Source organism: Pantoea sp. nfd-35 (assembly GCF_056892255.1).
Map to the genome: position 1 here is coordinate 3,413,475 of NZ_CP122403.1, position 26,012 is coordinate 3,439,486.

Annotated in this window: 16 protein-coding genes; 3 read left to right on the plus strand and 13 right to left on the minus strand. The window is 52.7% G+C overall.

Annotated features, from left to right (window positions below; translation table 11 throughout):
- The first annotated feature begins 8 nt into the window (after positions 1 to 8).
- The gene (locus P9J57_RS15980; RefSeq protein WP_019106665.1) at positions 9 to 137 is read left to right on the plus strand and encodes a hypothetical protein; all 129 of its coding nucleotides are present in this window, start codon (positions 9 to 11) and stop codon (positions 135 to 137) included.
- 102 nt (positions 138 to 239) lie between these two features.
- Here P9J57_RS15980 and ymcF read toward each other — a convergent pair whose 3' ends face one another.
- The 3 genes from ymcF to P9J57_RS15995 form a co-directional block, all read right to left on the minus strand.
- Entirely contained in the window at positions 240 to 413 is a 174-nt protein-coding gene (gene ymcF / locus P9J57_RS15985; RefSeq protein ID WP_085980249.1) for a cold shock small protein YmcF, read from the minus strand.
- A 3-nt stretch (positions 414 to 416) separates the two neighbouring features.
- On the minus strand, positions 417 to 629 hold the full coding sequence (gene cspE, locus P9J57_RS15990) for a transcription antiterminator/RNA stability regulator CspE (protein WP_009091867.1): 213 nt from the start codon (positions 627 to 629) through the stop codon (positions 417 to 419).
- Positions 630 to 894: 265 nt separating this feature from the next.
- Positions 895 to 1,677, minus strand: coding sequence for an NAD(P)H-dependent oxidoreductase (locus P9J57_RS15995; RefSeq protein WP_483279290.1), 783 nt, complete (start codon positions 1,675 to 1,677; stop codon positions 895 to 897).
- 102 nt (positions 1,678 to 1,779) lie between these two features.
- Here P9J57_RS15995 and P9J57_RS16000 point away from each other — a divergent pair, with 102 nt between their 5' ends.
- Positions 1,780 to 2,682 carry a LysR family transcriptional regulator gene (locus tag P9J57_RS16000; RefSeq protein WP_104933201.1) on the plus strand — a complete coding sequence of 301 codons (903 nt, stop codon included), beginning with the start codon at positions 1,780 to 1,782 and terminating at the stop codon, positions 2,680 to 2,682.
- A gap of 77 nt (positions 2,683 to 2,759) precedes the next feature.
- Here the strand turns inward: P9J57_RS16000 and P9J57_RS16005 are convergent, their stop codons facing one another.
- The 10 genes from P9J57_RS16005 to dhaK form a co-directional block, all read right to left on the minus strand.
- A complete protein-coding gene (locus P9J57_RS16005; protein WP_028714867.1) occupies positions 2,760 to 3,173 on the minus strand; it encodes a hypothetical protein in 414 nt (137 codons plus the stop codon).
- Positions 3,174 to 3,178: 5 nt separating this feature from the next.
- Positions 3,179 to 4,588, minus strand: a complete 1,410-nt coding sequence (locus tag P9J57_RS16010) for a VENN motif pre-toxin domain-containing protein (RefSeq protein ID WP_155676317.1) — start codon at positions 4,586 to 4,588, stop codon at positions 3,179 to 3,181.
- A 535-nt stretch (positions 4,589 to 5,123) separates the two neighbouring features.
- A complete protein-coding gene (locus P9J57_RS16015) occupies positions 5,124 to 5,633 on the minus strand; it encodes a DUF2247 family protein (protein WP_014593030.1) in 510 nt (169 codons plus the stop codon).
- A 1-nt stretch (position 5,634) separates the two neighbouring features.
- The gene (locus tag P9J57_RS16020) at positions 5,635 to 7,074 is read right to left on the minus strand and encodes a VENN motif pre-toxin domain-containing protein (protein WP_014593029.1); all 1,440 of its coding nucleotides are present in this window, start codon (positions 7,072 to 7,074) and stop codon (positions 5,635 to 5,637) included.
- 359 nt (positions 7,075 to 7,433) lie between these two features.
- On the minus strand, positions 7,434 to 7,865 hold the full coding sequence (locus P9J57_RS16025) for a hypothetical protein (protein ID WP_041930716.1): 432 nt from the start codon (positions 7,863 to 7,865) through the stop codon (positions 7,434 to 7,436).
- Positions 7,865 to 19,000 carry a hemagglutinin repeat-containing protein gene (locus P9J57_RS16030; protein WP_483279291.1) on the minus strand — a complete coding sequence of 3,712 codons (11,136 nt, stop codon included), beginning with the start codon at positions 18,998 to 19,000 and terminating at the stop codon, positions 7,865 to 7,867. The genes P9J57_RS16025 and P9J57_RS16030 overlap by 1 nt, the downstream gene beginning before the upstream one ends.
- Before the next feature lie 14 nt (positions 19,001 to 19,014).
- Positions 19,015 to 20,679: a ShlB/FhaC/HecB family hemolysin secretion/activation protein gene (locus tag P9J57_RS16035; RefSeq protein WP_014593027.1), complete on the minus strand. Its 1,665-nt coding sequence runs from the start codon at positions 20,677 to 20,679 to the stop codon at positions 19,015 to 19,017.
- 443 nt (positions 20,680 to 21,122) lie between these two features.
- Entirely contained in the window at positions 21,123 to 22,544 is a 1,422-nt protein-coding gene (dhaM, locus tag P9J57_RS16040) for a dihydroxyacetone kinase phosphoryl donor subunit DhaM (protein WP_028714860.1), read from the minus strand.
- Positions 22,545 to 22,554: 10 nt separating this feature from the next.
- Positions 22,555 to 23,187: a dihydroxyacetone kinase subunit DhaL gene (dhaL, locus tag P9J57_RS16045; protein ID WP_013024796.1), complete on the minus strand. Its 633-nt coding sequence runs from the start codon at positions 23,185 to 23,187 to the stop codon at positions 22,555 to 22,557.
- A 10-nt stretch (positions 23,188 to 23,197) separates the two neighbouring features.
- Positions 23,198 to 24,268 (minus strand): dihydroxyacetone kinase subunit DhaK, encoded by a 1,071-nt coding sequence (gene dhaK / locus P9J57_RS16050; protein ID WP_014593024.1) that lies wholly within the window; start codon positions 24,266 to 24,268, stop codon positions 23,198 to 23,200.
- 587 nt (positions 24,269 to 24,855) lie between these two features.
- On the opposite strand from dhaK, the gene P9J57_RS16055 reads away from it, so the two are divergent.
- The gene (locus tag P9J57_RS16055) at positions 24,856 to 25,953 is read left to right on the plus strand and encodes a glycerol dehydrogenase (protein ID WP_014606491.1); all 1,098 of its coding nucleotides are present in this window, start codon (positions 24,856 to 24,858) and stop codon (positions 25,951 to 25,953) included.
- The last annotated feature ends 59 nt before the right edge of the window (positions 25,954 to 26,012 follow it).

Consider the following 26,012-nt stretch of genomic DNA (forward strand, 5'->3'; position numbering starts at 1 on the left):
ATATAAGAATGCATAGTGAAACGCTTCCCGTCATCCGTAAGTCACTGTTTCGTGGTCGTGTCCGTCAGCTGAGCTGGATTGCAGCGATCGCTTTCTGCCTGCTGTTCTGGGGCGGCGTGCTTGCCCTGATGGTTTAGTCAATAGCAGCGGAACGTTGTCGGAAGGGAAACAAAAAAGGCTGCCAGTGGCAGCCTTTTATTACGGTAAATGCAACAACGCTATAGAACTCTTTAGCCTTTTCAGAGCGCCTGAGGCTGGCTCTGAGCTGCAATCCTTGTCGCGTTAATTTGAACAACGACCGTTTTGCAAAAAATGCATTTCGCTCCATGCGGGTTGGCTCTTGTCACATCGAAATGTGATGTACGGTACTGCGAGCCACTACAGTGAGGACATTTAAAACGCGTAATTTTCAGTCCTTAGAGACCAACAACGTTCGCAGCAGCTGGGCCTTTGGCACCATTTTCTACTGTAAACTCAACTTGTTGACCTTCATCTAATGAACGGAAATCTGTGCCCTGAATTGCAGAAAAATGTACGAATACATCTTTGCTGCCGTCCTGAGGAGAGATGAAACCGAAGCCTTTCTCAGCGTTGAACCATTTAACGGTACCGCGGATTTTGTTAGACATGTTTAATTCCTTAATAATAGAGCCTTCCGGCGTAATGGCCTGAGAACAGATTTTAATCAGAACGTAAGAGAAGACTCAAAAAGAAGGAATGTCTCGCGACAGGCTTAGAGATGAGAACTGCTTTGGTTACTTACTTTGATAGTGTCTGTTAATCAAACCGACGATTCATTAGGTCATATCCTGCTGATGCATGCAAGGGTTATTTTAAAATAGTTGCGAGTGGGCCAGATGAACGTCATGCACAGAAATCTGGCCCGTTCATTTGTTACGGTTTGCGAATATGCACGTGGTGCCCCTGCTCGCCTGCCGCCAGATCGTCGCGCAAAGTAAGATCCGGTATCCTGTAATCGCCGCCGTTTTGCCGATAATAGGCGACAGGTTCGGTCACAAACAGATTATCCAGACGCTCGCCCAGCTCTGCACACAGTGCTGCAAAGCGCGCGCTGTCGGTGCGGCCGGTGCGATAAAGCGTAAAAGGCGGCAGCACGTCAAAACCGGGATAAAACAAGATGCCATGCTGAATGGGGAACAGAATGTCATCGATATGGCCGTTGATGCCGCGTGGGCTGTAGTGGGATTCCCATCCGCCCATCGTGACAACCAGCATCGCACGCTTCCCTGCCAGCGTTCCTTCGCCATAGCGGTCGCCCCAGTGCGTATCTGAGTGCTCCCCCACGCCATAGGCAAAGCCGCAGGCGTAAACACGATCGATCCAGCCTTTCATGATTGCCGGCATGGAAAACCACCAGAGCGGAAACTGTAAAATCACCGCATCGGCCCACAACAGTTTTTCCTGTTCCTGCACAATATCTTCACTCTGGAAGCCGCCTTCAAAAGCCTGGGTGGATTCTAAAGAGGGATCAAAGCGTTCTGCATTCTGGCGATGCTGCGTGTCTGCCGACGAGACGCGCGCCTCCCAGTTCATGGCATAGAGATCGGAAACGCGCACCTGATGACCCAACTGCTCCAGGTGGCTGACGGAGAAACGCGCCAGCGCGCCGTTAAGGGAATGGGGTTCAGGGTGGGCAACAACGATTAACACATTCATAAAATCACCTGCTTTGATGGGAATCTGAGATGTAGCCTGCATCCGAATGTGCTATCAGTAAAAGTAAATGAATGGATATTCACTATAGGCAAGACTGATACCATGAAACCCGATCTCAACCTGTTAATGACTCTAAATGTGCTGTTACAGGAAAACAGCGTGAGCCGGACCGCGCAGCGGCTAAATCTTTCTCAGCCTTCTGTCAGTGCCCGGCTTGAGCGCCTGCGTGAGTGGTTTAACGATCCCCTGCTGATTCCGGTATCTCATGGCATGCGCCCCACCGCGCGCGCCGAGGCGTTACGCCTTTCGCTTGAGCAACTAAGCGGCATGATCGATGAGGTGGTTGCTGCGCCAGGCCCGTTTATCCCTGCCGACGCCGTTCAAGAGTGGCGCGTAGCGGCCACGGATTACGGCGCACAGACGGCACTGGTTCCCCTGATGGCAGCATTACGTCAGGAAGCACCGGGCACCCGGCTCGCCATTCTGGATATGAAACCCGCGTTGATCGCGCAGCAGCTGGAAAAAGGCACGGTCGATCTGGTGCTTCATTTGCGTGACGGCGTGCCAGACGGGCTGCATATCCGCCCGCTATTTGAGGAGCGTTATGTGGTGGCAGGACGTCAGGGTCATCCCGCCCTGCATCCTGATATCACCGCTGAAGCGCTTTGCGCGCTGGAACATGTAGTGGTATCGCCCGACGGCGGCGGCTTTCGCGGTGTGACGGATAGCGTGCTGGAAGCCAGAGGGTTGAGCCGGAAAGTGGTGCTCTCCGTGCCCCACTTTTTGCTGATGGGCAGCGTGCTGAGCACCAGCGATTTGGTGGCGTTGATGCCGGAGAGAGTGGCGGCGATGATGCCAGGATTAATGACCGTGAAGCCCACGATGGCGATTCCGGGCTTTGAACTGGTGATGCTGTGGCATGAGCGATCGCACCGGGATTTGGGGCATCGGTGGTTGAGGGAAAGGGTGGTGGGGAGGTTTCAGGGTGGAGGTCACAAGTCATGACAAAGCCGCAGAAGCGAAGCGCTGGCTGACCTGGTAACAGGCAAAAAATCCCAGCAGCCGGGCTGGGATTGCTTACTTTAACGTAGCCAAAATGGGATATCACCAGACGATAAAGCATCATATTCTTCTACCGCTCGATCTCGATGCCCCATAAAATCTGGCATATCAGTCACAACTATTTTTACTGGTTTATAAACATTCCAGTCTTCATAAAACCCTTTCGCAGATTTTATGCAATACTCAATACCATCAAAATATTTTAAAAACCTTTCCTCAACGTCTTTTGGTAAAAGGACTCGTAATTTTTTTATTAATGATTGAGTTTTATCCAAGTCCTTAAGGTGAACATATCTAAGATAAAGTTGCTCCAGTAAATACCCATCTTCTTTATCAAGAACATTTTTATTTAAAATAGAAATAAATTCAATCATATCTGAAGGATAGCCAAGTTCAACTATAGAACTGCCACCATAAAACCCTATGTGTTTCATAAGAATTACCTTTTGAATTCAATTGCAGCTGGATCAATAGCACCATTAGATTTTTGGACAATTCCTTTAATAATTGCTCTCTCTTGCTCTAATGACACACTTTGTCCACGCACATCGATAATAACCCTCTGCTGCATTCCTGCAGGTAGATTCTCAGCACGTTGGATCGCTTGCTTAGACACATTACTAATCAGACCGCTCTGATTATTCGTAATATTATAGTTTTTCACTTCAACACTACAAACATTTCCCTGACACCAATCAGGGCGAACCCCACCTTTTGTCCCATATGGGACTTCTTTACCATCTTTGAAGCTGACTTGTTCGCGCCATCCATTGCCAAGATCTTTACCTACATCAATTTCTGATTGCCTGTGGCTGGGCCGTGAAGCCGTTGCTATCTCATCGCTGGCTTTGTTAACCAGCTTGGACGCTTCAGCAACATCACCACTGGTAAGCGCTTTCTCTGCCGCTTTCAGCATACCCGCGGCAACACGCTCTCCCGGTATCAGGGAAGCGGCCACGTAGAGATAATCCAGTGCTGACTGTGCTTCCGCTGCACTTTTTATCGTACCCACCACCGGCACAAAATCTGCACCCGTTGACGCCACATCTTTCAACGCTTCACGCCGTTCCGTGTACATCTTCACCGAGCAGGCTTCGGCGCTCATTCCGACGCAGTTTGCCTTCTTATAGCGCTCGTTTTCAGCCTCAACGTAATCAACCGCCTTCTGCTCCACCGTCTTGCCTTCAGACTGCGCCTGCGCAATATCTCCCAGCGCATTATTCTCAACCGCATTTTTCCCCGCCTGAGCGCCCGCTATGGCTCCTGACGCACTGCCATTTGCCAGACCGCCAGCAAGCCCCGCTGCCAGCGTTCCGAGTGCGCTGATAGTTTGCTTCTGCTCCTCGCTCAAATCCGTCCGCGCGATACCCGGATACATCTCCTGAGCGATAAACTCGCCCAGCGCTGCGCCACTGGCACCGGACAGCGCGCTATTGCCCTGCGCCTGTGCGATTACAGCCCCCACAACCGCATGCGCCATCAGATTTGCTGCGGTATTCACCACTTCCTTGCCGTCAGGGCCTGTTGTGGTGGTATTTTTGTGGATCAGTTCGGCGAGGTAAGGGGCGGATGCGCCAGCCAGTGCCGATTTAAAATCTCCGCCTGCCAGTCCCTGCACTGCTGCGGTGGCCGCCTGAATCCCCTGCTGTAATGAACTTCCGGTGCCGGAGTCAGCGATTGCTTTTTTGTACTCAGTTGTGGCTTTAAGGCTCTCAATGTAGGCATTACGTACTTTTTCAGAGGCGCTTTCAGGTGCGGGGCCTTTTACCTTCTGGGCTTCCTTCAGCGCACAAATCTCGCCCTGCGTACGTGCAATATCCGCCACCTGACTGCCAATCTCGCCAATCATCTGCGCGGTCTGCAGTCGCTGCTGTTCTTTCTCTTTGTTAAAGATCGGGCTGATGCTGTCGTTGGCATGTGCCGTGTCACGACTCAGCGTGGCGGTATGCCGGAAGATCTCTAAAGATGAATGGTCCGGTTTGCCGGGGTACTTACAAGACGACGCCGGGCGGGCATCAACTGCTTTCAGCGGAGGCCGCAGGCCGACTTACTCCGGAGTTTGCTTACCGACGATGACGCGGCCGACGCCGCCAGGGACGGCGGCCACGCCCGATGCCACACGCGGCGGCGCACGCCATAATGCAGATTAGACGCATACAAGCGCACGGGAAGGGTTATGTGGTGTTCTGAGGCTGACCGCGAGAGTGCGTATAATCTCCCGCATTATGTTTAATGGCTGTAAGCCGAGAACCCAGTTGACAGAGGAGTGATAAGGCCAGTCCCGGCGCACTGCCATTTACCCCGCGCACTCCGCACCTGATGAAGGCAGATCGCGGCAAGGAAGCCGCGCTCTGCCATCCACCGAACCAAAGATCGGGATTTCTCTAACTTTTAAATACAGAAGATCCTTTTTCTAAATAATTTTCCCACCCGCTCATTAAATGATTAATATTTTCTATTTGAGAGTGTGTTGATGGATCATATCCATCAGAAGGAGGCATGTATTTAATAAAGCTTTCTATTTCATATGGATAATCAAAATCAGCATAAATAACTTCAACTTCAGCTAATGGATCGTCAAAACTATTACGATTATTCCAAAGCCAACTCAGAACAATAAATAGCCACTTTTTTTTGATTTTTGGATCATCTTTCTGCTCAGATTCCGAACATAACTCCTTTAGAAAAGGAGCAATGTGATTTGTTTCATCAGGCATAACGAATGACAATTCGAGTTCAGGACTAGTATAACTTCCTGTTAATACATTCTTTTCTGCCTTCTTTATTGGTACGTCTGAGGTAATGAGGTTATTTTCATAACCCCACCTTACATCACACCATGAAAGGTGAAAATTTTTATCAATAAAATCAAAAGGTATTGGATATAAATTCATGTCATTTTACCTTCGGCAATCGTTGGTTAGGAGCACCGGTAATACTGCCACCTTCAATAAATCTTTGGTGTGTGACGTTTCCTTTATTATCATAGATGTATTCAAATATACCTTTCTTCTCATTAAAAGAACCTTCCGCTTGCAGTAATTTCCTTTCTATACCATCACCGCCTTTGATAGTGAAAACTTTTCCATCCATCAATTGTTCGCGGCTCAGGTAACTTGCACCTCTATGAGTAGGATCTGGTTTTAGCCCACTGCCAATTCGGTCTGCTTCCAGTATTTTATTAATAACCGAAGATTTTAATGCTGTATCCACTATACCAGTGGTTTTTGCGACAACCTTCTCCGTCAGTACCGCGCCACCTTTCACCACCCCGGCACCGCCAGCCAGCAACCCGGCTATATCGGTGACCAGCTTGCCACCTTCAACACCGGCATTAAACGAGCCGCTGGCCCCGGCTTTCTGGTACTCTGCTTCCATCCGGTCAATGCGATCTATATAAGACTGCTTCACCGCATCCGAGACGTTACCCAGCACATCACCGCTGTTAAACAGCGTCTTCAGTGCTTCGTAAGTTTCGACCGGACTGCTGGCCGTTTTCACGATACTGTCCACAGCATCATATAGCCCTGCCGGAACCCCGGCGACCATACCCGCCGCAAAGCTGCCATCCTGACCTAAGTCAATCGCTGTCCATTTCGCCTGCGCTCCGGCTTTGCAGGCCACAGTCTGACATTCCGCGATTTCTTTATCTTTCTGCGCCTGCTGTTTCTGGCTCAGATAGTTATTCTCAACCGTAACCTTCCCGGCCTGAGCAGCAGCAACCATATCTGCAGCCCCACTCCCCACCAGACCGCCAGACAGACCCGCTGCCAGTGTTGCCAGCGCCGAGACGGTTTCTTTCTCCCTGTCATTCATTTCGTACGGCTTCTTGCCGTAGATTTCACTCGCCAGCATGCCGGTCAGCTCGCCTGTCACCGCCCCTGCGGCTCCTGCTGCGATATTTTTGTCCTGCGCGGCCGCAAGCGCCGCATTGACAACCGCATGCGCCATTAACCGGCTGGCCGGGTCTAAATCTGAATGTCCAATCAGGTTAGCAATATAGGGGGCTGCGCCACCGGCAGCGGCGGCGCGGATATCACCCGAAGCCAGTCCCTGTACGGCAGCCGTTGCGGCTGTGACAATGCGCTGCACGCTCCCGCCAACGGCGTAAGGGGAAGCACTGAGCGCTTTATCGTAATAGCTCTGCCAGGCCTGTTTGCTGATTTGCTCACTGGTCGGCGTCTTACCCGGATTCGCTTCTTCCCAGTCCTTTTTAGCCTGCTGCAGCTTTTCCGGACTGACCTGCTTCATGTCATTATTTGCAGCACGCGTCGCTTCAATTGCGCCCTGCGTTTTGACAATATCGCCTACCTGACTGCCAATCTCGCCAATCATCTGCGCGGTCTGCAGTCGCTGCTGTTCTTTCTCTTTGTTAAAGATCGGGCTGATGATGTCGTTGGCATGCGCCGTGTCACGACTCAGCGTGGCGGTATGCCGGAAGATCTCTAAAGGTGAATGGTCCGGTTTGCCGGGGTACTTACACTTGGGCTGGATTTGTTAACTCTTACAGATTAGGGAAAACTTTGGAAACAGAAGTATTTGAGTAAGTTCCATCATTGGAATTACTATTTCTTCCCATAAGCTTACCACCAATCCCTCCACCAGCCATACTAACTCCCCCCGTCCGAATCAATAACTCCCTGTTTTTAATTTGATTCACTGATCGGCATTACGGATAAGATCGGAATTTATATTTATCTCATAAGAGTAATTCTGGATAATCTATCATTCTGATTAAATTGTAGATGAAGCGTATACCCCTCATTTTCATATCTTATCCAACGGTCAATATGACCCATAAGTGGATCTATTTTTCCACCACCTGAATCTAAGGGGTGGCCTAGTATTTGCATAGCCTCATCCTCCGAACTATCAGTGGATAATGGTAACTCCCCTTTATATTCAGAAAAACTCTCATCCTTAGTTGTGTAAAAAGTAATTTGATCTATTACTTCACCTTCCAATAAGAATAAAACACCAGATTGTAAAAAAGAATAATATTTCCTGTCACCTAAAACACTCTCCTCGATATTAGGCAACTCATGAAAATCACTTGAAATATTAACAAACTTAACATCGAATTTTGAGCGACCTAACAAATTAACAAATTCATCCCATATCAACATTATTTTGTTACTCCTGTTTGAGAATTTCTTTTCTTGATTTCCATTATTGCGTCATCGACGATTTTAGGATCATATCCTCGATCCAGCATGTTTTTTCTATGTACTTCTGTATCGCGACATTCTGCACCACAAAGATCTATTGCGTCTTGTTTTATTTGGGACGGCGTATTTTTACCACCATAAGTGCGGCCTGCCTGATGTACATCTTTAGGTACTTCAATAGCTGTTGCATTATTATATAGATTTTTTTCCTCGGTTGGAGTTAACTTTCTTCCCAACTCATTTTCTTTTGCCTGACGAATAGCAGCAAATGACGGAATATGATCATGCTCTAATCCATCGCCAACGACTGAGCGATCTTTAAGTTCTTTATATGACCCAACATCTAAAGGTTTAACTGCCTGAATCTCTTCGCTGGCCTTATTAATCAGCTTCGATGCTTCAGCCACGTCGCCATTCTTCAACGCTGCTTCAGCGGCCTTAATAATTTTTCCAGCTGCATCACCTGCCCCTGGGATGATACCAATTACGGCTGCGAGATAATCCGCCGCCGACTGCGCTTCCGCAAAACTCTTTATATCACCCACGATAGGCACGAAGTCCGCACCCAGCGATACTGTTTCTTTCAGCGCTTCACGCCGCTCTTGGTACATTTTCACCGAGCAGGCCTCGGCGCTCATGCCACCGCAGTTGGCCTTTTTATAGCGATCGTTTTCGGCTTCAACCTGCTCATTGGCTTTCTGCTCAAGCGTTTTACCTTCAGACTGCGCCTGCGCGATATCAGCAAGAGAGTTATTTTCAACCGCATTTTTCCCCGCCTGAGCGCCCGCTATGGCTCCTGACGCACTGCCATTTGCCAGACCGCCAGCAAGCCCCGCTGCCAGCGTTCCGAGTGCGCTGATAGTTTGCTTCTGCTCCTCGCTCAAATCCGTCCGCGCGATACCCGGATACATCTCCTGAGCGATAAACTCGCCCAGCGCTGCGCCACTGGCACCGGACAGCGCACTGTTGCCCTGCGCCTGTGCAATGACGGCGCCTACAACCGCATGTGCCATCAGATTTGCTGCGGTATTCACCACCGGCTTGCCGTCAGGGCCTGTTGTGGTGGTATTTTTGTGGATCAGTTCGGCGAGGTAAGGGGCGGATGCGCCAGCCAGTGCCGCTTTAAAATCTCCGCCAGCCAGTCCCTGAACAGCCGCAGTTGCCGCCTGGATCCCCTGCTGTAATGAACTTCCTGTGCCGGAGTCAGAGTCAGCGATTGCTTTTTTGTACTCAGGGGTCGCTTTAAGGCTCTCTATGTAGGCATTGCGTGCTTTTTCAGATGCGCCTTCGGGTGGGGGGCCCTTTACCTCCTGGGCTTTCTTCAGCGCATAAATCTCGCCCTGCGTACGAGCGATATCTGCCACCTGACTGCCAATCTCGCCAATCATCTGCGCGGTCTGCAGCCGTTGCTGTTCTTTCTCTTTGTTAAAGATCGGGCTGATGCTGTCGTTGGCATGCGCCGTGTCACGACTCAGCGTGGCGGTATCCTGCTTCTGATTAGCCTGATCGCGCACCACTATCGTACCGTTAGCCACTGCTGACTGGGTAGTCCCTTCAGCATGCCCTTTTCCACCTGCGCCTGCCAGCATGGTGTTAGCCATATTCCCGGCAAACTGACCGCCGAAGCTGGCACCCGAGCTCATGCCAATGCCCTGATGCTCGGTTTTGTAGTCGGCCTCGTTATGCAGATTGGTAAAGCCCAGTGTACCGGTATCCAGACGGTTTTTATCCGCATCGGCCTGACTGGCGATGACCGCACCGTTAAGTTGTGTATGGTTGCCCACCGTGACATCAAAGCCGCCATTGCCAGCATAAAGACCGCTTTGCTCCTTCACGCTGTCGAAATTGCTGTGCATCTTGTCCTGGCTGGCGTTGATATACCCGGACCCGGTCATTGAGCCAAAGGTAAAACTGCCGCCTGCACCAAAACTGGACTGCTTAGAATCGTATTTGTCGCTGTCCTGCAGGCTGGTAATGGTCAGATCCCGACCCACATCCGCCTTCACGCTGTTGCCATTGACCTGAGCGCCACTCAATGTGGTATCGCGACCGCTGCTGATGGCAACCTTGCCGCCGCTGTCCAGGGTCGTTTCGCTCCAGACCGTGCCGTTGCCTTTCTCATTGCCCTTAGCGCCATTGACGCTGGCAAAGACGCTTAATCCCGCACTGCCTGCCCCAACGCCGAAGCTGACACCAATGCCGCCCCCGCTGCTGCTGTTTTTACCTGTGGTTTGCTGGGTGTTTGCCGCACCGGTTAGGGTGATGTCGTTTGCCGCCTGTAACGTCGTATCGCCGCCTGCTTTCAGCTGACTACCAGAAATCACCAGATTGCCGCTGTCTCGCCCCTGGCCTTTGCCCGTGGCATTGATACTCAGATTACGGCCTGCATTGATCGTTGAGCCGTTAACCGTGTCTGACTGCTGATGCTGCTCCGATTTCGACTGCTGGGTAGAAAGTGAAATACTGATGCCAATGCCGTTATTAGGATCACCCTGTACCTGAGCAAGCTGACTGGCCTGATTCGCCTGCACGCCAGACAAGACGGCCTTGGTCGCCTGAAGCGCGGCCAGACGACCATCACTCTGCTGTTTGGCTGACTGCGCTGCAGCGACTGCACTGTTCACGGCTTCCGCTACCGCACCAGACAGCGCCAGCGTTAAACCACTGGTACGTTGCTCCGTTCTTTCATCGTGGGTACGCAGATCGTGTCCTGGCGTAACAGTAACGCTATCACCCTGGAGCGCCATATTACCGCCCGCCACCAAATCGGCACCGTTAACCTGCAACTGCTTGCCAGCGGTAATTGAAACATTCCCTTTAGTGCTGCCGACGGTACTGATGCTCTGGCTTTGTGTTGTTCCTTTATCGCGCATCTCCTGCAGTGATTTACTGCTACCGATGCTGATACCAATGCCGCCCGTTCCCATCAGGCCGCTCTTTTTCGTTTCCGAAAAACGCCATGTGGAATCGGTATTAGTTGCGGCAGCAATATCGACATTGTTACCGGCATCCAGTGCCACATTGCCATCACCGACGACCTGAGAACCTTTTACCAGCAGGTCATTACCTGCTTTAACGGAGACATTGTTGCCGCTCAGCAGGGTGCCTTTTTCATTCGTTGCACTGTCTTCCTGAATGGTGTGCGTAGTCTTTTTACTCAGGAAGCCTTTTTTAGTTTTGGTTTCTTCTTTGTAGTAATAATCGCTTTCGGTCGCCGTATTCAGGTTAACGTCGCGACCGGCCTGCAGGGCGATATCCTGTTTTGCCGTCACATCGGTTGCTTCGGTATTGATATCTCGACCGGCAACCATTGTCGTACTGCCACCACTGGCAATTTCCGTGCCCTGCTGACGCACGGTTTCACTGATAACAGTTTTCTTGTCGCCTCTCTCGCTGTAACCGGAACCGGTGGCTTCGGCATTCAGGTTGATATCACGGCCCGCTTTCAGCGCGGCATTACCTGTGGCGGCGATGGCGGCGGCCTGACTGTTAATATCCTGACCGGCAGCCAGGCTGAGATTACCGCCGCTGCTGACAGCCGTGCGATCCAGTCCGGTCGAATGGGATTCCTGGTTGCCACTTCTATTATTCTGAGTGTTAGTAGCGCTATTGAGGTTCAGATCATTGCCCGCTTGTAGCGAAGCATCATTTGTAGCGTTAAGGTTACTGGCGGTGACGTTTAAATCGTGACCGGACGTAACAGACAGGTTATGGCCCGCCGAAATCTGGCTGGCTGTGTTTGTAACTTTTTGAGTACTGCTGTTTTGGAAACCGAAGCCATTAATCGCATAGCCTGATATTTCCTGATTATTCGTTATGGCGATATCATGCCAGGCGTTCATTAACAGATCGCCACTCGCGTTTAGACTGGCACCTTTAATATTAATATCTTTGCCGGATTTAAGGCTAAGGCTGTCCAGCGATGTAATAGTCGCTGTAGGACCAACGAATGTTTGGGTTGCCGAAACGGTATTTCGTTTGCCTGCGGAACCATTTACCTGCCACAACGTTGTCGCGGTCGTGTTGTTTATATCGCCATTGACGCTCTCAAGCGCAACCTTTTGACCGCTAATGCTTGAACTGACGTTATTAATATTATTTATCGCGGTCAGCTGCAGATTTTCGCCCGCATAAAGCATGCCTGCATTGAGGTTATTCACGCTGTTCTGACTACTAACCGTCAGGTTATTTTTTGCGGTAACAGTACTGCCGCTGTTGGTAATATCACCGCCGGAAAGCGTCACGTTATTCCCTGCAATTACGCTGCCGTCATGCATTTCCACGTCTTTGGATGATAAATAGACTTTCGGCACCATCACCGTCTCACCATTTATCGTTGTGGCTTCCCACCAGACCATACTTTTATCAAGTGAGGCCACCTGCTGCGCAGACAATGACACGCCAAACTGCAACCCTAGCGCACGCTGCGCAGATGCCGCGTTATCCATTAAATAGCGCATCTGATCCAGTTCAGAACCAATGCCATTCAGATAACGGCTGCCGGTCTGATTCAACACAACATTACTGACATAGCGCGTATCAAAGGCCGCATCACCAAGGAAACGGTAATCATAGTTTGGCTTGAGGTTCAGACGATCTAGCAGGTAAGACGACCCCAGGAACGTGGTTTTATCGGTATAAAGCTGACGGCTTTCCTGCGGTATCTGTCCCGGCTGCCTGCCAAGCAATGCGTTAAGATCGCCAAACAGGCTGTTATCCAGTTGTCCCAGACCGTTAAGTTTTGGATTGAGAGTGATTAAATAGGGACTTTTGCTGTTACCAAAAACAAAATAGCCATTATCGCCAGACGGAATCGGATAGGCACTGGTATCTACACTGGCTGGCTTATAACTACGTAGATTTGCCGAACTGACTGAAGGATCGGAAATCAGTCTACCTGACTGACTTAAATCGGCGCGGCTGAAGTTGCCTGATGCATGAGTAACGAGCGAGGCCTTATCAGGTGTGCTGTTATCCAGTGAACTATCACCATTGACCTGCTGCAGGGCCCCCTGAAGCTGATCGCGCCACTGCGGAGAGTTAACGGTTACCTTGTCGGTTCCGGCGATTTGCTGACGCTGTTGCCCCCCTGCTTGGCTCAGTGAGGCTAGTCCTCTTATGCCTGGCGCTGAAATCGTATTCCCAGACCAGCCTGCGTTTGAGGTTGTATTGGTGTTACTGATGTTACTGATGAAGTTTGCATTAACATTTCCGCCAGCTTGGATAACTGAGCGCAATGGTATACCAGTGGTTACAGTTACGTATTCTGGGGTGCCAGAGAGCGTATACCTAATTTCACTTGATAAAGAGTTTCTCCAGCTAAAAAAACCACGTTCTTGTGGAAAGTTAAAAGTTCTTTCTGCTATCCTCGTCCCGGGACTGAGTAAATAATTTGAGTACTCACTCGTGGTACTTCCTTGCCATGATGAATTATTAAGCACCCCACCAGTAATAGAAATATTATTTCTTGCCAAAAGGTTACTTGCAAAGTTGTCTAGTGCATTCGAGTTAATATTTAAATTTCTATTAGCGTTAATTAGACCGGCGCTACCATTGGATGAGGCTGTTACTATAGTCTGACTAATAAGGAATCTTTTAGTTTTTGCTTTTTCAGTAGGAGCAAGATAACGCTCCGTGCCTTGCATATCATTTTTGCCGCCCGTGATTTGAATTATTTCATCCTTTTCTCCAATTTCTCCATTCTCAACTGACAAAGCCGAAAGAGGCAGAAGGAAGGAACCACTTTCAGCTCCTTCAGGAAGACCAGTACCTCTGATGGTTGAAATGCTGGTTGATAACCCATCCCGCGTATTCAACAAATGCCCGGTATTGATATTAATATCCCCACCCTGCGTCTCAATCGTCCCAGAGGTGTTGATCACTTCCCCGTTGGCATTGCCCGCGCCATCGCGCTGCATCCACAGGCTGTTGCCCGCCAGAATATCGCCACGCTGATTACGAATGCTGTTAGCAAATAAATAGAGATTCTGCCCGGCGTAAAGCAGCGCCGTGTTGACCAGGCTGCCTGGCGTGCTGATGGTCAGGTTACCGAGCGTGCCGGTAAAACCGTCCAGGGTGACATCGCTACGGCTGTTCAGGGTAACGTTGCCGCCGCCCTGCAGGCTGCCAGCACCGTTCATGGCGATGCGGTTGCCTGTCAGGCTACTGTCAGCGCCGCCGGTGGTGATCTGGCCGTTGTTGGTCAGGTCGCCGCCCGCATTGAGTGTCACGCCCTGGCCCTGCATTGTGCTCTGGTTTTCCAGCGAGCCGTTGCTGTTGAGCGTCAGCCGGTTGCCCGCTGCCAGCGTGTTATGACTGACGAAGCTGTTCGCCAGATTCACTAGCACATCGCCCAGCGCAACGACCTGGCCGAACTGGTCAAAGCCGTTACTCACCAGCGTCAAACCGCCGCCGCTGAACAGCCGTCCCGATCCGGTCAGGTTGACCTGCGCGGCATTCACGTTCAGTTGTCCGGTGCCGAGCACGGTGCCGCTGTTACCGAGATTCTGATAATTAACGGCCAGGTTGCCGCCCTGCGCCATGCCCTGGTTCTGGAAATTGGTGCCGTTCAGGGTGCCCTGTTGATCGGCAAGCAGCGTACCGTTGTTAGTTAAGCCGGACGCGTTCAGCGTGAGCTGTCCGGCCTGCAGCCAGCCATTATTCACCAGTTGCGGTGTGGTAAAGGTCAACGCGCCGCCAGCCAGTAATCTGCCATTGTTGGTCGCTGAGTTGGTGGCGTTGACTGTGCCACCAGCGCCCTGAATCAGACCATAGTTATAGAGATCTGGTGCGGTCAGCGTCAGCGCGTTCTGAGAAACAAGGGTGCCATTCGCGGCGTTGGTGAGATGCCCGGTGGCGCTGAGCAGCAGGTTATTGTCACCCTGCAGGCGGCCCGCGTTATCTAACGCACCGGTGTTAATCTGAAGATCGCTCCCCTGAATACGGCCCAGATTATTCAGCGATGCCGACTGCAGGCTGATTTTTCCGGCACTGAGCAGATTCTTGTCCTGCTGCTGTGTCAGCGCGCCGTTGAGCTGCACGCTAAGGCTGTCCGCGCCGGTAATTTCCCCGTTATTGTTTAGCGTGTCGCCTTTCAGGGTGAGGTTTTTAGCCACCCATTGCCCCTGATTCGCCAGCGTCAGCGCCTGTAAGGCTGCGGTGCCGTTGGCAGAGATCTTGCTGCCTGCGGCGGCATCCAGCCTGTCGCTCAGGGTAAGTTGCAGGCCATCGGCACTCTGAATCGCTCCACCGTTGGCCAGTTTTGCCGCATTCAGCAGGATCTGTTGCCCCTGCCACGATCCGTTGTTGGTGACGTTATCGGCCGTAATCGTTAACGCGCCCTGCGTGAGAAGCTGTCCTCCCGCGTTATTCACAAGTTCACGCGTCGGAGCGCTCTGCGCCAGCAGCATTCTGAACCGCTGCGGGGCCGGTCCGAGCGTCAGGGATTTCATACCGATAAGGTTGCCCTGGTTGGTAACGCTGGCGGGAGTAACCGACAGCGTATCGCCCTGAATGGCGCCACTGTTGTTCAGCGAACCGCCGTTAAGCGTCATGGCTTTTTCGGCGAGGACAGAGCCGGTATTCACCAGATTTTGCGCACTGAGTTGTGCACCGCCCTGACTGAGGAGTGATCCTCCGTTATTAATATCGTTATCGATCGCGGCGGTAAGCTCGCCGGTGCTCAGCAGCGAGCCCTGGTTTTGCCAACTGCCGGCAGTGATCTGAGCATTACCGCCCTGCAGGGTGCCGCCGGTATTTAGCGTCGCTGCGCCCAACAGTAGATCGCCACCACTTAACGCTCTGCCTGTTGAAGACTGGGTGAGATCGCCAGTACTAAGCGCGTCCAGTGAAGTACTGCCCTGCCACAGGCCGCTGTTATTCAGCGATCCGGCACGCAGCGTCAGCCCGCTTGCCATGATTTTGCCACTGTTAGTCAGGCTCTCGGCATTCAGGCTGGCGTTGCCGCCCGTAATCAGGTTGCCGCTGTTATCCAGCAGCCCCGTGGTTTGCCCGTCCAGTGCACCAGTGCCATTGAGGGTACCGGTGTTTTTTAAGCTGCCGAAACGGTAACTGAGCTGGCTGCCCTGCCAGGTTCCGGCGTTACGGGCGTCCGTACCCTGTAACGTCAGTGCGCCACCAGTAATCAGTTGGCCGCCCGCAAGGTTATCCAGCTGACGGAACCCTGCCGTCAGCGCGTTATCGCCCTGTAGCAGCCCCTGATTTTGTAATGTATCGCCCGTTATCTGCAATTGCTGGCCTGCAACGCTACCGGCGTTAGTCAGTGACTGCGCCTGGACCTGCGCCAGCTGACGCGCAAGCAGCTTGCCGTTTACGCCATTATTCAGCGTGCCGGTCAGCGCGGTATTCAACGCGTCCGCATTCACCTGGCCGTTATTGGTAAAATCACCGCCGTTGACGCTGAAGGTGCCCGCCACCTGTAACAGCCCATCATTTACCAACTGGACAGGTGCCAGGCTCAGTCCGCTTCCGCTGACAAGCCGACCGTTCGCCAGGTTAGCAATTTGCGCGCTGGTTATCGCCAGTGCGCTGTTGCCCTGTAGCAGGCCAGCATTACTGAGCTGGGGAGCCTGAATAGTTAGCTGATCCGCAGCAAGCGTGCCCGCATTGGTGACGTTGCCAGCCTGCAGGTTCATTGCCTGCTGGGCCGTCAGGGTGCCACCGTTGTTAAGCTCCCCAGCCACAGAGGCGGTGATATTTTTTGTGGCCTGCGCACTGCCGCTGTTTTGCCAGCTTTGTGCTGTGACAGCCAGATTATCGCCCTGCAGCTGTCCCTGGTTGTTCAGAGAGGAGGCCGTAATGTCAGCGTTGCCCGCCGTCTGCAACTGGCCCGTCGCCTGATTGCTCAGACTGCCGCCTTTCAACGTCAGCGCCGTATCGCCCTGAATCAGTCCGCTGTTGATTAAATCGCCCTGAAAGGCCAGCACTTTTGCCAGTAACCAGCCGCTGTTGTCTGTGGTATTTCCCTGCAGATCGACGCTTTGCTGACCCATTATCTTGCCGCTGTTGGTCAGGGTTTTCGCCTTCAGCGTGGCATCGCCTGCACTGAGCGCATTGCCGCTGTTTTGCCAGTTGCCCACTGTCAGAGCCAGTTTATCTGCCTGAATTAATCCCGCGTTATTCAGGTCACCGCCGTTAAGCGTCAGTTGCCCTGAGGTCAGTAGTTCGCCGCCCTGTCGGTTATTCGTCGTGTCCGCATTCAGGTTCAGGCTGCTGGCGCCCTGAATTCTGCCTGCGTTATTTAACGTAGCGGCCGTGAGCTCAGACTGATTCGCGGCAATCTGCCCACTGTTAGTAAGCTGGTCGTTTGTCAGTTGCAGTGAGCCTGTCGCCAGCAGTTTGCCATCTGTGAGGTTGGTCAGTTGACCGTTGTCAGAATGAAGCGTGCTGGCGTTGATTTCGCCATCGTTGACGAGACTGTTGCCGCTCAGGTGCAGTGCACCCTCCGTGCTCAGCAGCCCGCTGTTGCTGAAGTCAGGCAGGTTGAGCGTCAAATCGCCCGCCGTCGCAATACTGCCCTTTTTTAAGTTAGTCAGATGCTGGCTTAACAACGTCAGATTCTGCGTACCCTGCAACAGACCGCTGTTGGTGATGGCATCGCTGTTGAGCGTCAGCTGCGGTGCCGTCAGCGAACCACTGTTATTTAGCGTCATCGTCTCCAGCGTGAGTGCATCAGCACCCTGCAGCGTACCGCTGTTATTTAGTGCATCACTCTTGAGCCGGATCGCATTGCCCTGCAAGGCGCCCTGGTTAGTCACGTTGTTGCTGACCGTGGACAGTTGCCCTTTTGCTGACAACGATCCTGTGTTACCGATCGTGAAAGCATTCAGAGAAAGATTATTCCCCGCCTTAAACTGCCCGGCATTATCAAACTGACCGGCCGGGTCCAGGCTTAAGCCGCCGGTGAAGTCTGGCTGCGCGTTGAACGAGATGTTATTGGTGGCGTTGAGCGCACTGCCGCTGTCCACCGACAGGCTGGTCGCGGCAAGGTTGATGCTGTCACCGGCCACGATCTTGCCACTGTTGATTTGCAGGCGCTTGCCGCCCTGCAATGAAACAGCGCGATCGCTCCCCAGGCTCCCATCGTGCAGACTGATAGCGTTTTGTGCGGTTATCGTCGCCGGGCCAGCGGATTTATGTTCCCCGCTCAGCTCTACGCTTTGCGCACTGGCGGTCAGTGCCCCGCTGCTGAGACTGTTATGCACCGCCAGTTTCCCGTTCGCATCCAGGGTGATATCGCCCTGTCTGGCCAGTAAGTTACCCAGATTGACGCCGACGCCTTTTTCGCTCGACACCAGATGAATGCGGTTGGCGTACATGCCGCCCAGTGCGCTGGTATCGACCGCCACGCCGGGCGCAGGCCCTTCGCCGTTAATGGGCGTTATCGATCCATCCTGCCCGACGCGGTTTGCTCCCAGCGTCACGGTGAGATCTTTGGCGTGAATCCCGGCATTGATTTCCGTTGCGCGTGCCACAATCGATACTGCATCGGCTTTACTGCCGTCCAGTCCCTGGCCCTCAATGGTAATGGTGCCTTTACTGACCTCCAGCGCGGCCAGGTTGCCGTTGGCATCAAACTGCGGTTTACCGGTGGTCAGCGTCACGTTGGGCGTATTGATAAAGCCACAGCCGTTACAGGTAATGCCGTAGGGGTTAGCCACCATAACGTTGGCGGCTTTACCGGCCACTTCGGTATAGCCCTGCAGCTGTGAACGATTGGCCCCCACCACTTCGTTAATAATGGCGCGCGCTTCCTGTCCGGCTTTAAGGTTGGGGTTGTTCTGGATCAGCCCGCCAAGCTGGGTCTGCGTGAGCTGGCCAGTGGCGTTGTTGAGGATAAGGCCCTGTTGCCCCACGTTATATTGATCGTACTGGTTATGAGAAACACCCGCCTGATTCGGCGTTGCAATATTGACCACGGGCACGCCATTGCCCGCCGCATCCATCCTGGTGCCTGGCGTGACTGGCGTGATTTCAGCAGCCATCACGGGCAGCATCGGTTGCACCGCCACCAGATAGCAGATGAGATAGCTCAGCGCGCGACGGGCAAGGGAAACAGGCTGACGATCGTCCATAATCAGTTCCTCTTTTAGAATACCAGCCCGACGCGGGCGTAAATGCTGACGTGATCCGGCTGTAAATAGCCGGGATAGCTGAGCGGAATGCCGACGGTATACTGGGTGTAAAAATGTTGATTGCGAGTGCCAAGCCCCACGGCACCGCCCCAGAGCGTGCCGGTAAACTGTGGGTTTTGCGGATCGCTTCTCAGCCAGCCGCCGTCCACCGCCGCCAGTGCGGTGACTTCACCCAGCCCAGGTAACGTAAACAGGCTGTAATCCAGCTCATTGCGTAAGTAACCGCCTACATCGCCCGACAGGTATTGCTCTTTGAAGCCACGCACAGAGCTGTCGCCGCCCAGCGTGAGTCGTTCGCTACCGTAAAGGTGATCGGGTGACCACTGTCCGTAAAGGCTGCTTAGCCACCACAGCTTGTTGGTGAGCGGTTTTTGATAGCTGGCGCTGATGCTCCATTTACGAAACTCTGCTTTCGGCAGGTTACCGTTTTTGCCTTCATCGCTTTCGGCATCAAACCACGGCATACCGCGGCTAAACGATGGGTTAAGCGTGGCGACGCCACCGGCAATTTTCTGAGTGTGGTTCAGGCCAAACTGCAGGCTGGTTAATTTGCGGCTACTGCTTACCAGAGGCGCATCGTTGAGATAGTTGTGGCTGGAATAGTGATTCAGGCCAATCTGCACGCCCGTTTTGATATCGCCGTTGCGAAATAAAACCCAGGAGCCGTTAAGGCGATGTGCAATATTGTCGCCGTTGCTGAACCACGTGAAATCGTTATTGATAAAATGGCTGTGGTAGTTGCTCCAGCTGTAGCTGTAATCCAGCAGGCCATAACCATAAGGCACGCTGACGCCGGCCTGTAAGTTCTGCGCATCGCGCCAGTGGCTGAATGCGCTGCTGCGCCCACCACTGACAAACCAGCGATCCGCCAGCCCCAGCAGGTTGTTTCCCGTCAGAGAGGCGTTAAGCTGGCCCAGGCCGGTGCTGCGCTGCCCGCTGTTATCAAAACCCAAGGTCGCGCTGAGGGGAAATTCAGGTTTTGCTGTCAGATTAACAATGGAATAACCCGGTTTGGGTGACGGCTGAATTTCGATTTGAACAGGTACCGTGCGTACGCGATTAATCTGCTCCATGCCCTGCTCAATATCGCGCAGGTTCAGGATTTTTCCTTCCAGCCCCGGAAATACCATGCGCAACAGGCGTGGATGTTTACCGTCCAGAATAATGGTGTCCAGTTTGCCTTCCAGCACGGGAATAATTAGCTGGCCAGAAGAGAGATCCTGTTCTGTTAAAAAAGCCCGGCTGGTAATATAACCCCTTTGCATATACCAGTCGGAAATCGCATGTACCAGCGCATTAATTTGCGTTAAGTCCAGACAACGATTGACATAAGCAGAAGTTAGTGACTGCTGCTGGCTGGCGGAAAGCAGTGTGGCGTTGCGGATTATGATCTGATGAATAGTAAAGCAACGGCCTGACGCATCAGCACGGGGAGCGGGGACTATACGCGGTGACACAGCTTGCCAGAGTGCATCACGCTGCTGCTGATCCTGCTGCAGGCGTTGCTGTTGCTGAGTCTGGATATAATCGCGATCGCCTGGCGTCAACGGCGCAGCCAGTGCGCTTACCGTGATAAGCGCGGCGCTCAACGCCAGCCACTTCCCTGTCTTTGCTCTCATAGGTAAGCCCAATGAAAAGAAATGTAAGTTTTTTGTAAGGCAGTGAAAGCATAATATCACCTAAACTATTGGAAAATTCCTGATAAAAGTAAAAGACGACAGCTTGATATATATTTTATTTAATCACTCACTGTTTCCCGCCTTAACCCAAATATGATTTTAAAAATATCCCCTTAACTAAAATGCACTCCCTTGAGCCTTTCCCGAATAAAAATAAACATGAAATCCCAAGGTAGTCTCTGGCGGAAACCCATTTGTGGGACGCGATTTATTTATGTTTTCTGATTGAAATATCGAGTAATTATTGGATAAAAATGCGCCAAAATGAGAGGGGAGTTGTCGAAAGGTTAAGGGAACAAAAAGAGATTTAACTGAAATTTTTTGTCAGGGCCAAATAAATTAAAGCCCCTGAAACAGATACCAGAGGCTAATGAACACTAGCGTTATGCGCAACTCACGCGCTGTGCAGCGGGATCAATCAATAGCCTGTCCTCTGGCTGAATGATATCCAGCACTGCGCCCTGCTGACAGATAAAGGCAATACCGGCCTGCTGAGCAATGATTGCGGCATGTGACAGCGTGCTGCCCTCCCGCAGGCAAATGCCTTTTACCAGTTGCGCATTCAGATTAACGACCGCTGACGGAAAGATATCGTCTGCCACGATAATGGCGGGCACGTCTGGTGTCGGCAGCCTGATGTCGCGCCCTTTCAGATGACACAGAGTACGATACAGTATGTCTTCGATATCAATAAACCGCGCCTGCAAATACGCATCATCCAGGTGCTGATATTGCTGGCTTAATTCCATTAGCACCTGATACCAGGCTGATTCAGCGCAACACGAGTCATTACGGATGACCTTACAGGCAGCGTCAAACAGGTCGGGATCGTCCAGCAACGTGTGATGGCCTGAGAAAATAGCCGCCACCGAAGCACCATATTTCTTCTCTGCCAGGGCAGCCAGCGCATTCAGGTCATTGAGCGTATCTACTATCGCCTGCTGCAGCCGCCGCTCTTCCTGCCCGACATCGCTGCAAGGGTGCCTGGCAGGCTGCGCCAGCGGCAGGGGATAAAACACCGCTTTACCCTGTACCTTTTCGACGGTGGACGCCGATGTTTTTAACGCCATCGACTCGGGATGCTCGCCAAAATCTTCCGCCGCAAGGGATTCAAATGCCGCCAGGGCACGCTCAGCATCGGGCCCACTCGCCGACAAGGTAACGGCGTCATGACAGCGAACCTGAAGCAGAGCAATCTGGTTGAGGCTGTCTGGCTTCACGCACTGCCCCTGTTTCTCTAACACCAGATCAGCGTTCATTCCCGCCAGTGCAGCGACCAGCCGCGAAGCAGGACGAACGTGCAGACCGTGGTGGTTCCTGATGGTGACCGTAACCGAACGCGCGTCCGAATCAGGCGCTTTTGCGGGCAGCGAAGCGGCGTGCGCGGGAGGCGTTATCCCTAACTGGGCCTGTTTCGCCGCCAGCGCATTCATGGCAACGTCAATGACTGTGTCGATGTCCGCTCCCGCCGCCGCGCTGACGGTGGCCGCCAGCGTGCCTTCCACCAGCGGTGCTGCACACAGGCGCACTTTTTCAGCAATGACCGGATCGAGCAGATCAAGTGCCGTCTCAGCACTGAGCAGGGCACTTCCCATATCCATCATGACCAGCACATGATCGGTATCCGCGACAGCCTCAATCGCCTCCATCACTTTTATCGGATCCGTGCCGATGGGATGATCAGGATCGTCAATGCCGGCGGCGACCGCGATCCTGCAGTTATCGCCGGTTAACATTTGCCGGGCCAGCATTTCCACGCCCTCGCCTAACATTGCACTGTGTGACACGATCACCAGGTTTACCATTCCTCTCTCCTTACTCCCTGGCGGCGGCGGCCAGCATTTGCATCATGAACATGACCGAGGTTGCACCGGGATCCTGATGACCGATACTGCGCTCACCCAGATAGCTGGCGCGCCCTTTGCGGGCCTGCATGGTGATGGTTGACTGGGCGGCTGACTCCGCCTGTTGGCAGGCGGCATCAAGAGCGGCGGTGAGTGAGACATTCTGCTCACTAGACTGACGCAGTGACGCCACGACCGCGAGCCAGACGTCGCACATGGTTTTATCGCCAGGCTCGGCTTTACCGCGGTTAATGACCCCTTCCGCCCCTTCACGAATCATCTGATACAGCTCTTCCAGCGTCAGGCTCTGGTGCGCCTGGGTAACCTGAGCCGCACGAATAAAGAACGTACCAAACAGCGGCCCGCTGGCTCCGCCTACGTTTGAGAGCAGCGTCATACCGGTATTTTTAAGAATAAAGCCGATATCTTTATCTTCGACAGAAGGCAGCTTCTCGACAACTTTACTGAATCCCCGATGCATATTTAACCCGTGATCGGCATCGCCGATTTCACGATCCAGTCCGGTCAAAAAATCACTTTCACGGGTAAAAACTTCACCACAGCGGTAAAGCCAGCTCACAATTTGGGCGCGGGTCAGTGACATATCGATCTCCTTATTGGCCCCAGTTCAGGGCTGGTGTATGGACCGGCGCATCCCACAGCGCCAGGGAATCATCGTCCACGCTCAGCAACGTGATGGAAAAGCCCACCATATCCAGTGAAGTGCAGTAACTGCCTACCAGACTGCGCTCAAGGGTGATCCCCTGCTCTTCACAACGCTGCGCCAGGCGGTTGTACACGCCATATAATTCTGATAGCGGCGTCGCGCCCAGGTTATTGACCAGCGCAATGACTCTGTCGCCGCGCGTTAAAGCCTGCTTGGTGTGCTGCACTTCTTGCCAGCTACCGGTCTCGACATCCCAGTGACGCAGCGGGCGGCTGTAGGTGCCATTCTCCAGCAGGGTTTCAAACATCTCATCGACCGTGTTATCCAGCGAAGTAAAGGTGCGGCGATCGATACCCGGCTCGCCATGAATACCGACACCAAACTCCATTTCATTGTCCTGAAGTTCAAACGAGCGCTTTCCTGCAGCGGGAACGGTACAGGCGCCCAGCGCGATGCCAATAGAGTGACCACAGTTATTCAGCTTACGTCCCAGCGCAGCGCAGGCTTCAAGGGAATCGCCCCGCTCTGCGGCAGCGCCAACCAGTTTTTCAATCAGCACGGTATTTGCCACGCCACGACGTCCAGCCGTATACAGGCTGTCTTTTACGGCGACATCATCATCCACGACTATCGTCGTGACCTTCACGCCGCTTTCGTGCAGCAGTTCGGTTGCCGTTTCAAAGTTGAGGATATCGCCGGTGTAGTTTTTAATGATCATCAGTACGCCCTCACCGCCGTCAATTTTCATGGCGCACTCAAACATTTTGTCTGGCGTGGGTGAGGTAAAGATTTCGCCGGGGCAGGCGCCAGACAGCATGCCATGACCAATAAAACCGCAGTGCATCGGCTCATGGCCGCTGCCGCCGCCCGAAAGTAGCGCAACCTTTCCCACTACAGGCGCATCGGCTCGCGTCATGCAGACGGGATCCTGATGAAGCGTCAGTTCAGGATGGGCTTTTGCCAATCCTGCCAGTTGTTCACTCAATACATCTTCCACACGGTTAATCAGCTTTTTCATTCTTTATGCTCCGTTGGATACGGTTAGCTGTCACTCTGCCTGAGGCAAAGACAATCCGATTACGGGGGGAACGGTAACGGCGGCAGACCGCTCGTCGACGCACTGATTCTCATGGAGTCGACGAGAAAAAAAATGTCAGGATGAAGAGTTTCATAACGGAACATCGTGAGGTTTTTTATGTTCCATAATGAAACATATCACACGTCTGTTGGGTGAAAATGAGAGGCAAAGCAAGTCATGACAGCGGAAGCGATAAATAAAGACCGTTGAGCAGGCAGGTTTTTTAGCGGCAGACAGCATCGCGCGTCATGTAGTAAGGAAAATCGTCGCCGCATTTTGCCGTTTTACACTGCTGGAGACGATCGCGATCGCAACATAGCATTCAAACCTGGTTTATTGTTCCAGTATGAAACGTGCGGAGCGGTAAGGTGTTCCATATCAGAACGTTGGCCGCAAAACTTTTTCACCTCCATGTCGCGCGTAAAGTGAAACGCGACGTCGGCCATCATTCGGCTTTCACTGCAAGCCGAGCCAGAGAGATGCCAGCGTTCACTATGCGAACATGTTCTTACTTGAGGGTGAAAGGAATGCCAAAAATTATCCAGTCTCCAGCGAAATATATTCAGGGCCCCAATGCCGCCATGTCCTTCGGCCAGTACGCAAAGAACCTGGCCGATCGTTTTTTTGTGATTGCCGATGACTTTGTAATGAACATGGCGGGCGATAAGGTGTTGAGCGGCCTTGCTGAACATGACGTCACCTGTCATGCAGAACGTTTCAGCGGGGAATGTTGCCGGACTGAAATCAACCGGCTGATGACGTTAGCAGAACAAAACGGCTGCCGCGGCGTCATCGGATTAGGGGGCGGTAAAACGCTGGATACGGCCAAGGCGATTGCGTGGTATCTCAAACTGCCAGTGGTGGTTATCCCCACCATCGCCTCCACCGACGCGCCCACCAGCGCATTGTCGGTTATTTACACCGAAACCGGTGAGTTTGCAGAGTATCTGATCTATCCCAAAAACCCCGATATGGTCGTGATGGATACTACGATCATTGCCAAAGCACCGGTACGTTTACTGGTCGCGGGAATGGGCGATGCCCTGTCCACCTGGTTTGAAGCCAAAGCCTGTTACGATTCTGGCGCAACCAGCATGGCAGGCGGCAAGTCGACGGCCGCAGCGTTAAGCCTGGCGCGGCTGTGCTATGAAACACTCCTGGCGGAAGGCGAAAAGGCTCGCTTTGCGGCTCAGGCAGGCGTGGTAACAGATGCGCTGGAACGTATCGTTGAGGCCAACACTTACCTCAGCGGGATTGGCTTTGAAAGCAGTGGTCTTGCCGCCGCGCATGCCATTCATAATGCGTTTACCGTACTGGAAGAGTGCCATCACCTTTATCACGGTGAAAAGGTCGCGTTTGGTACGTTATCCCAGTTAATTTTGCAGAACAGCCCGACAGAAGAGATCGAAACCGTGCTGGCGTTCTGCCAGAAAGTAGGATTGCCTGTCACCCTGGGGCAAATGGGCGTGAAACAGGATATCGAGAAAAAAATTCAGGCGGTTGCCGAGGCGGCCTGTGTGGAAGGCGAAACCATCCACAATATGCCGTTCCCGGTCACACCAGACAGCGTTTATGCGGCGATTATCACTGCCGATCTGCTAGGACAGCAGTGGCTGTCGCGTTAATCTGTCACAGGTAAACCGCTGGCCCGAGTCTCCGGGCAACGACTTCCCCCTGGCTGCGC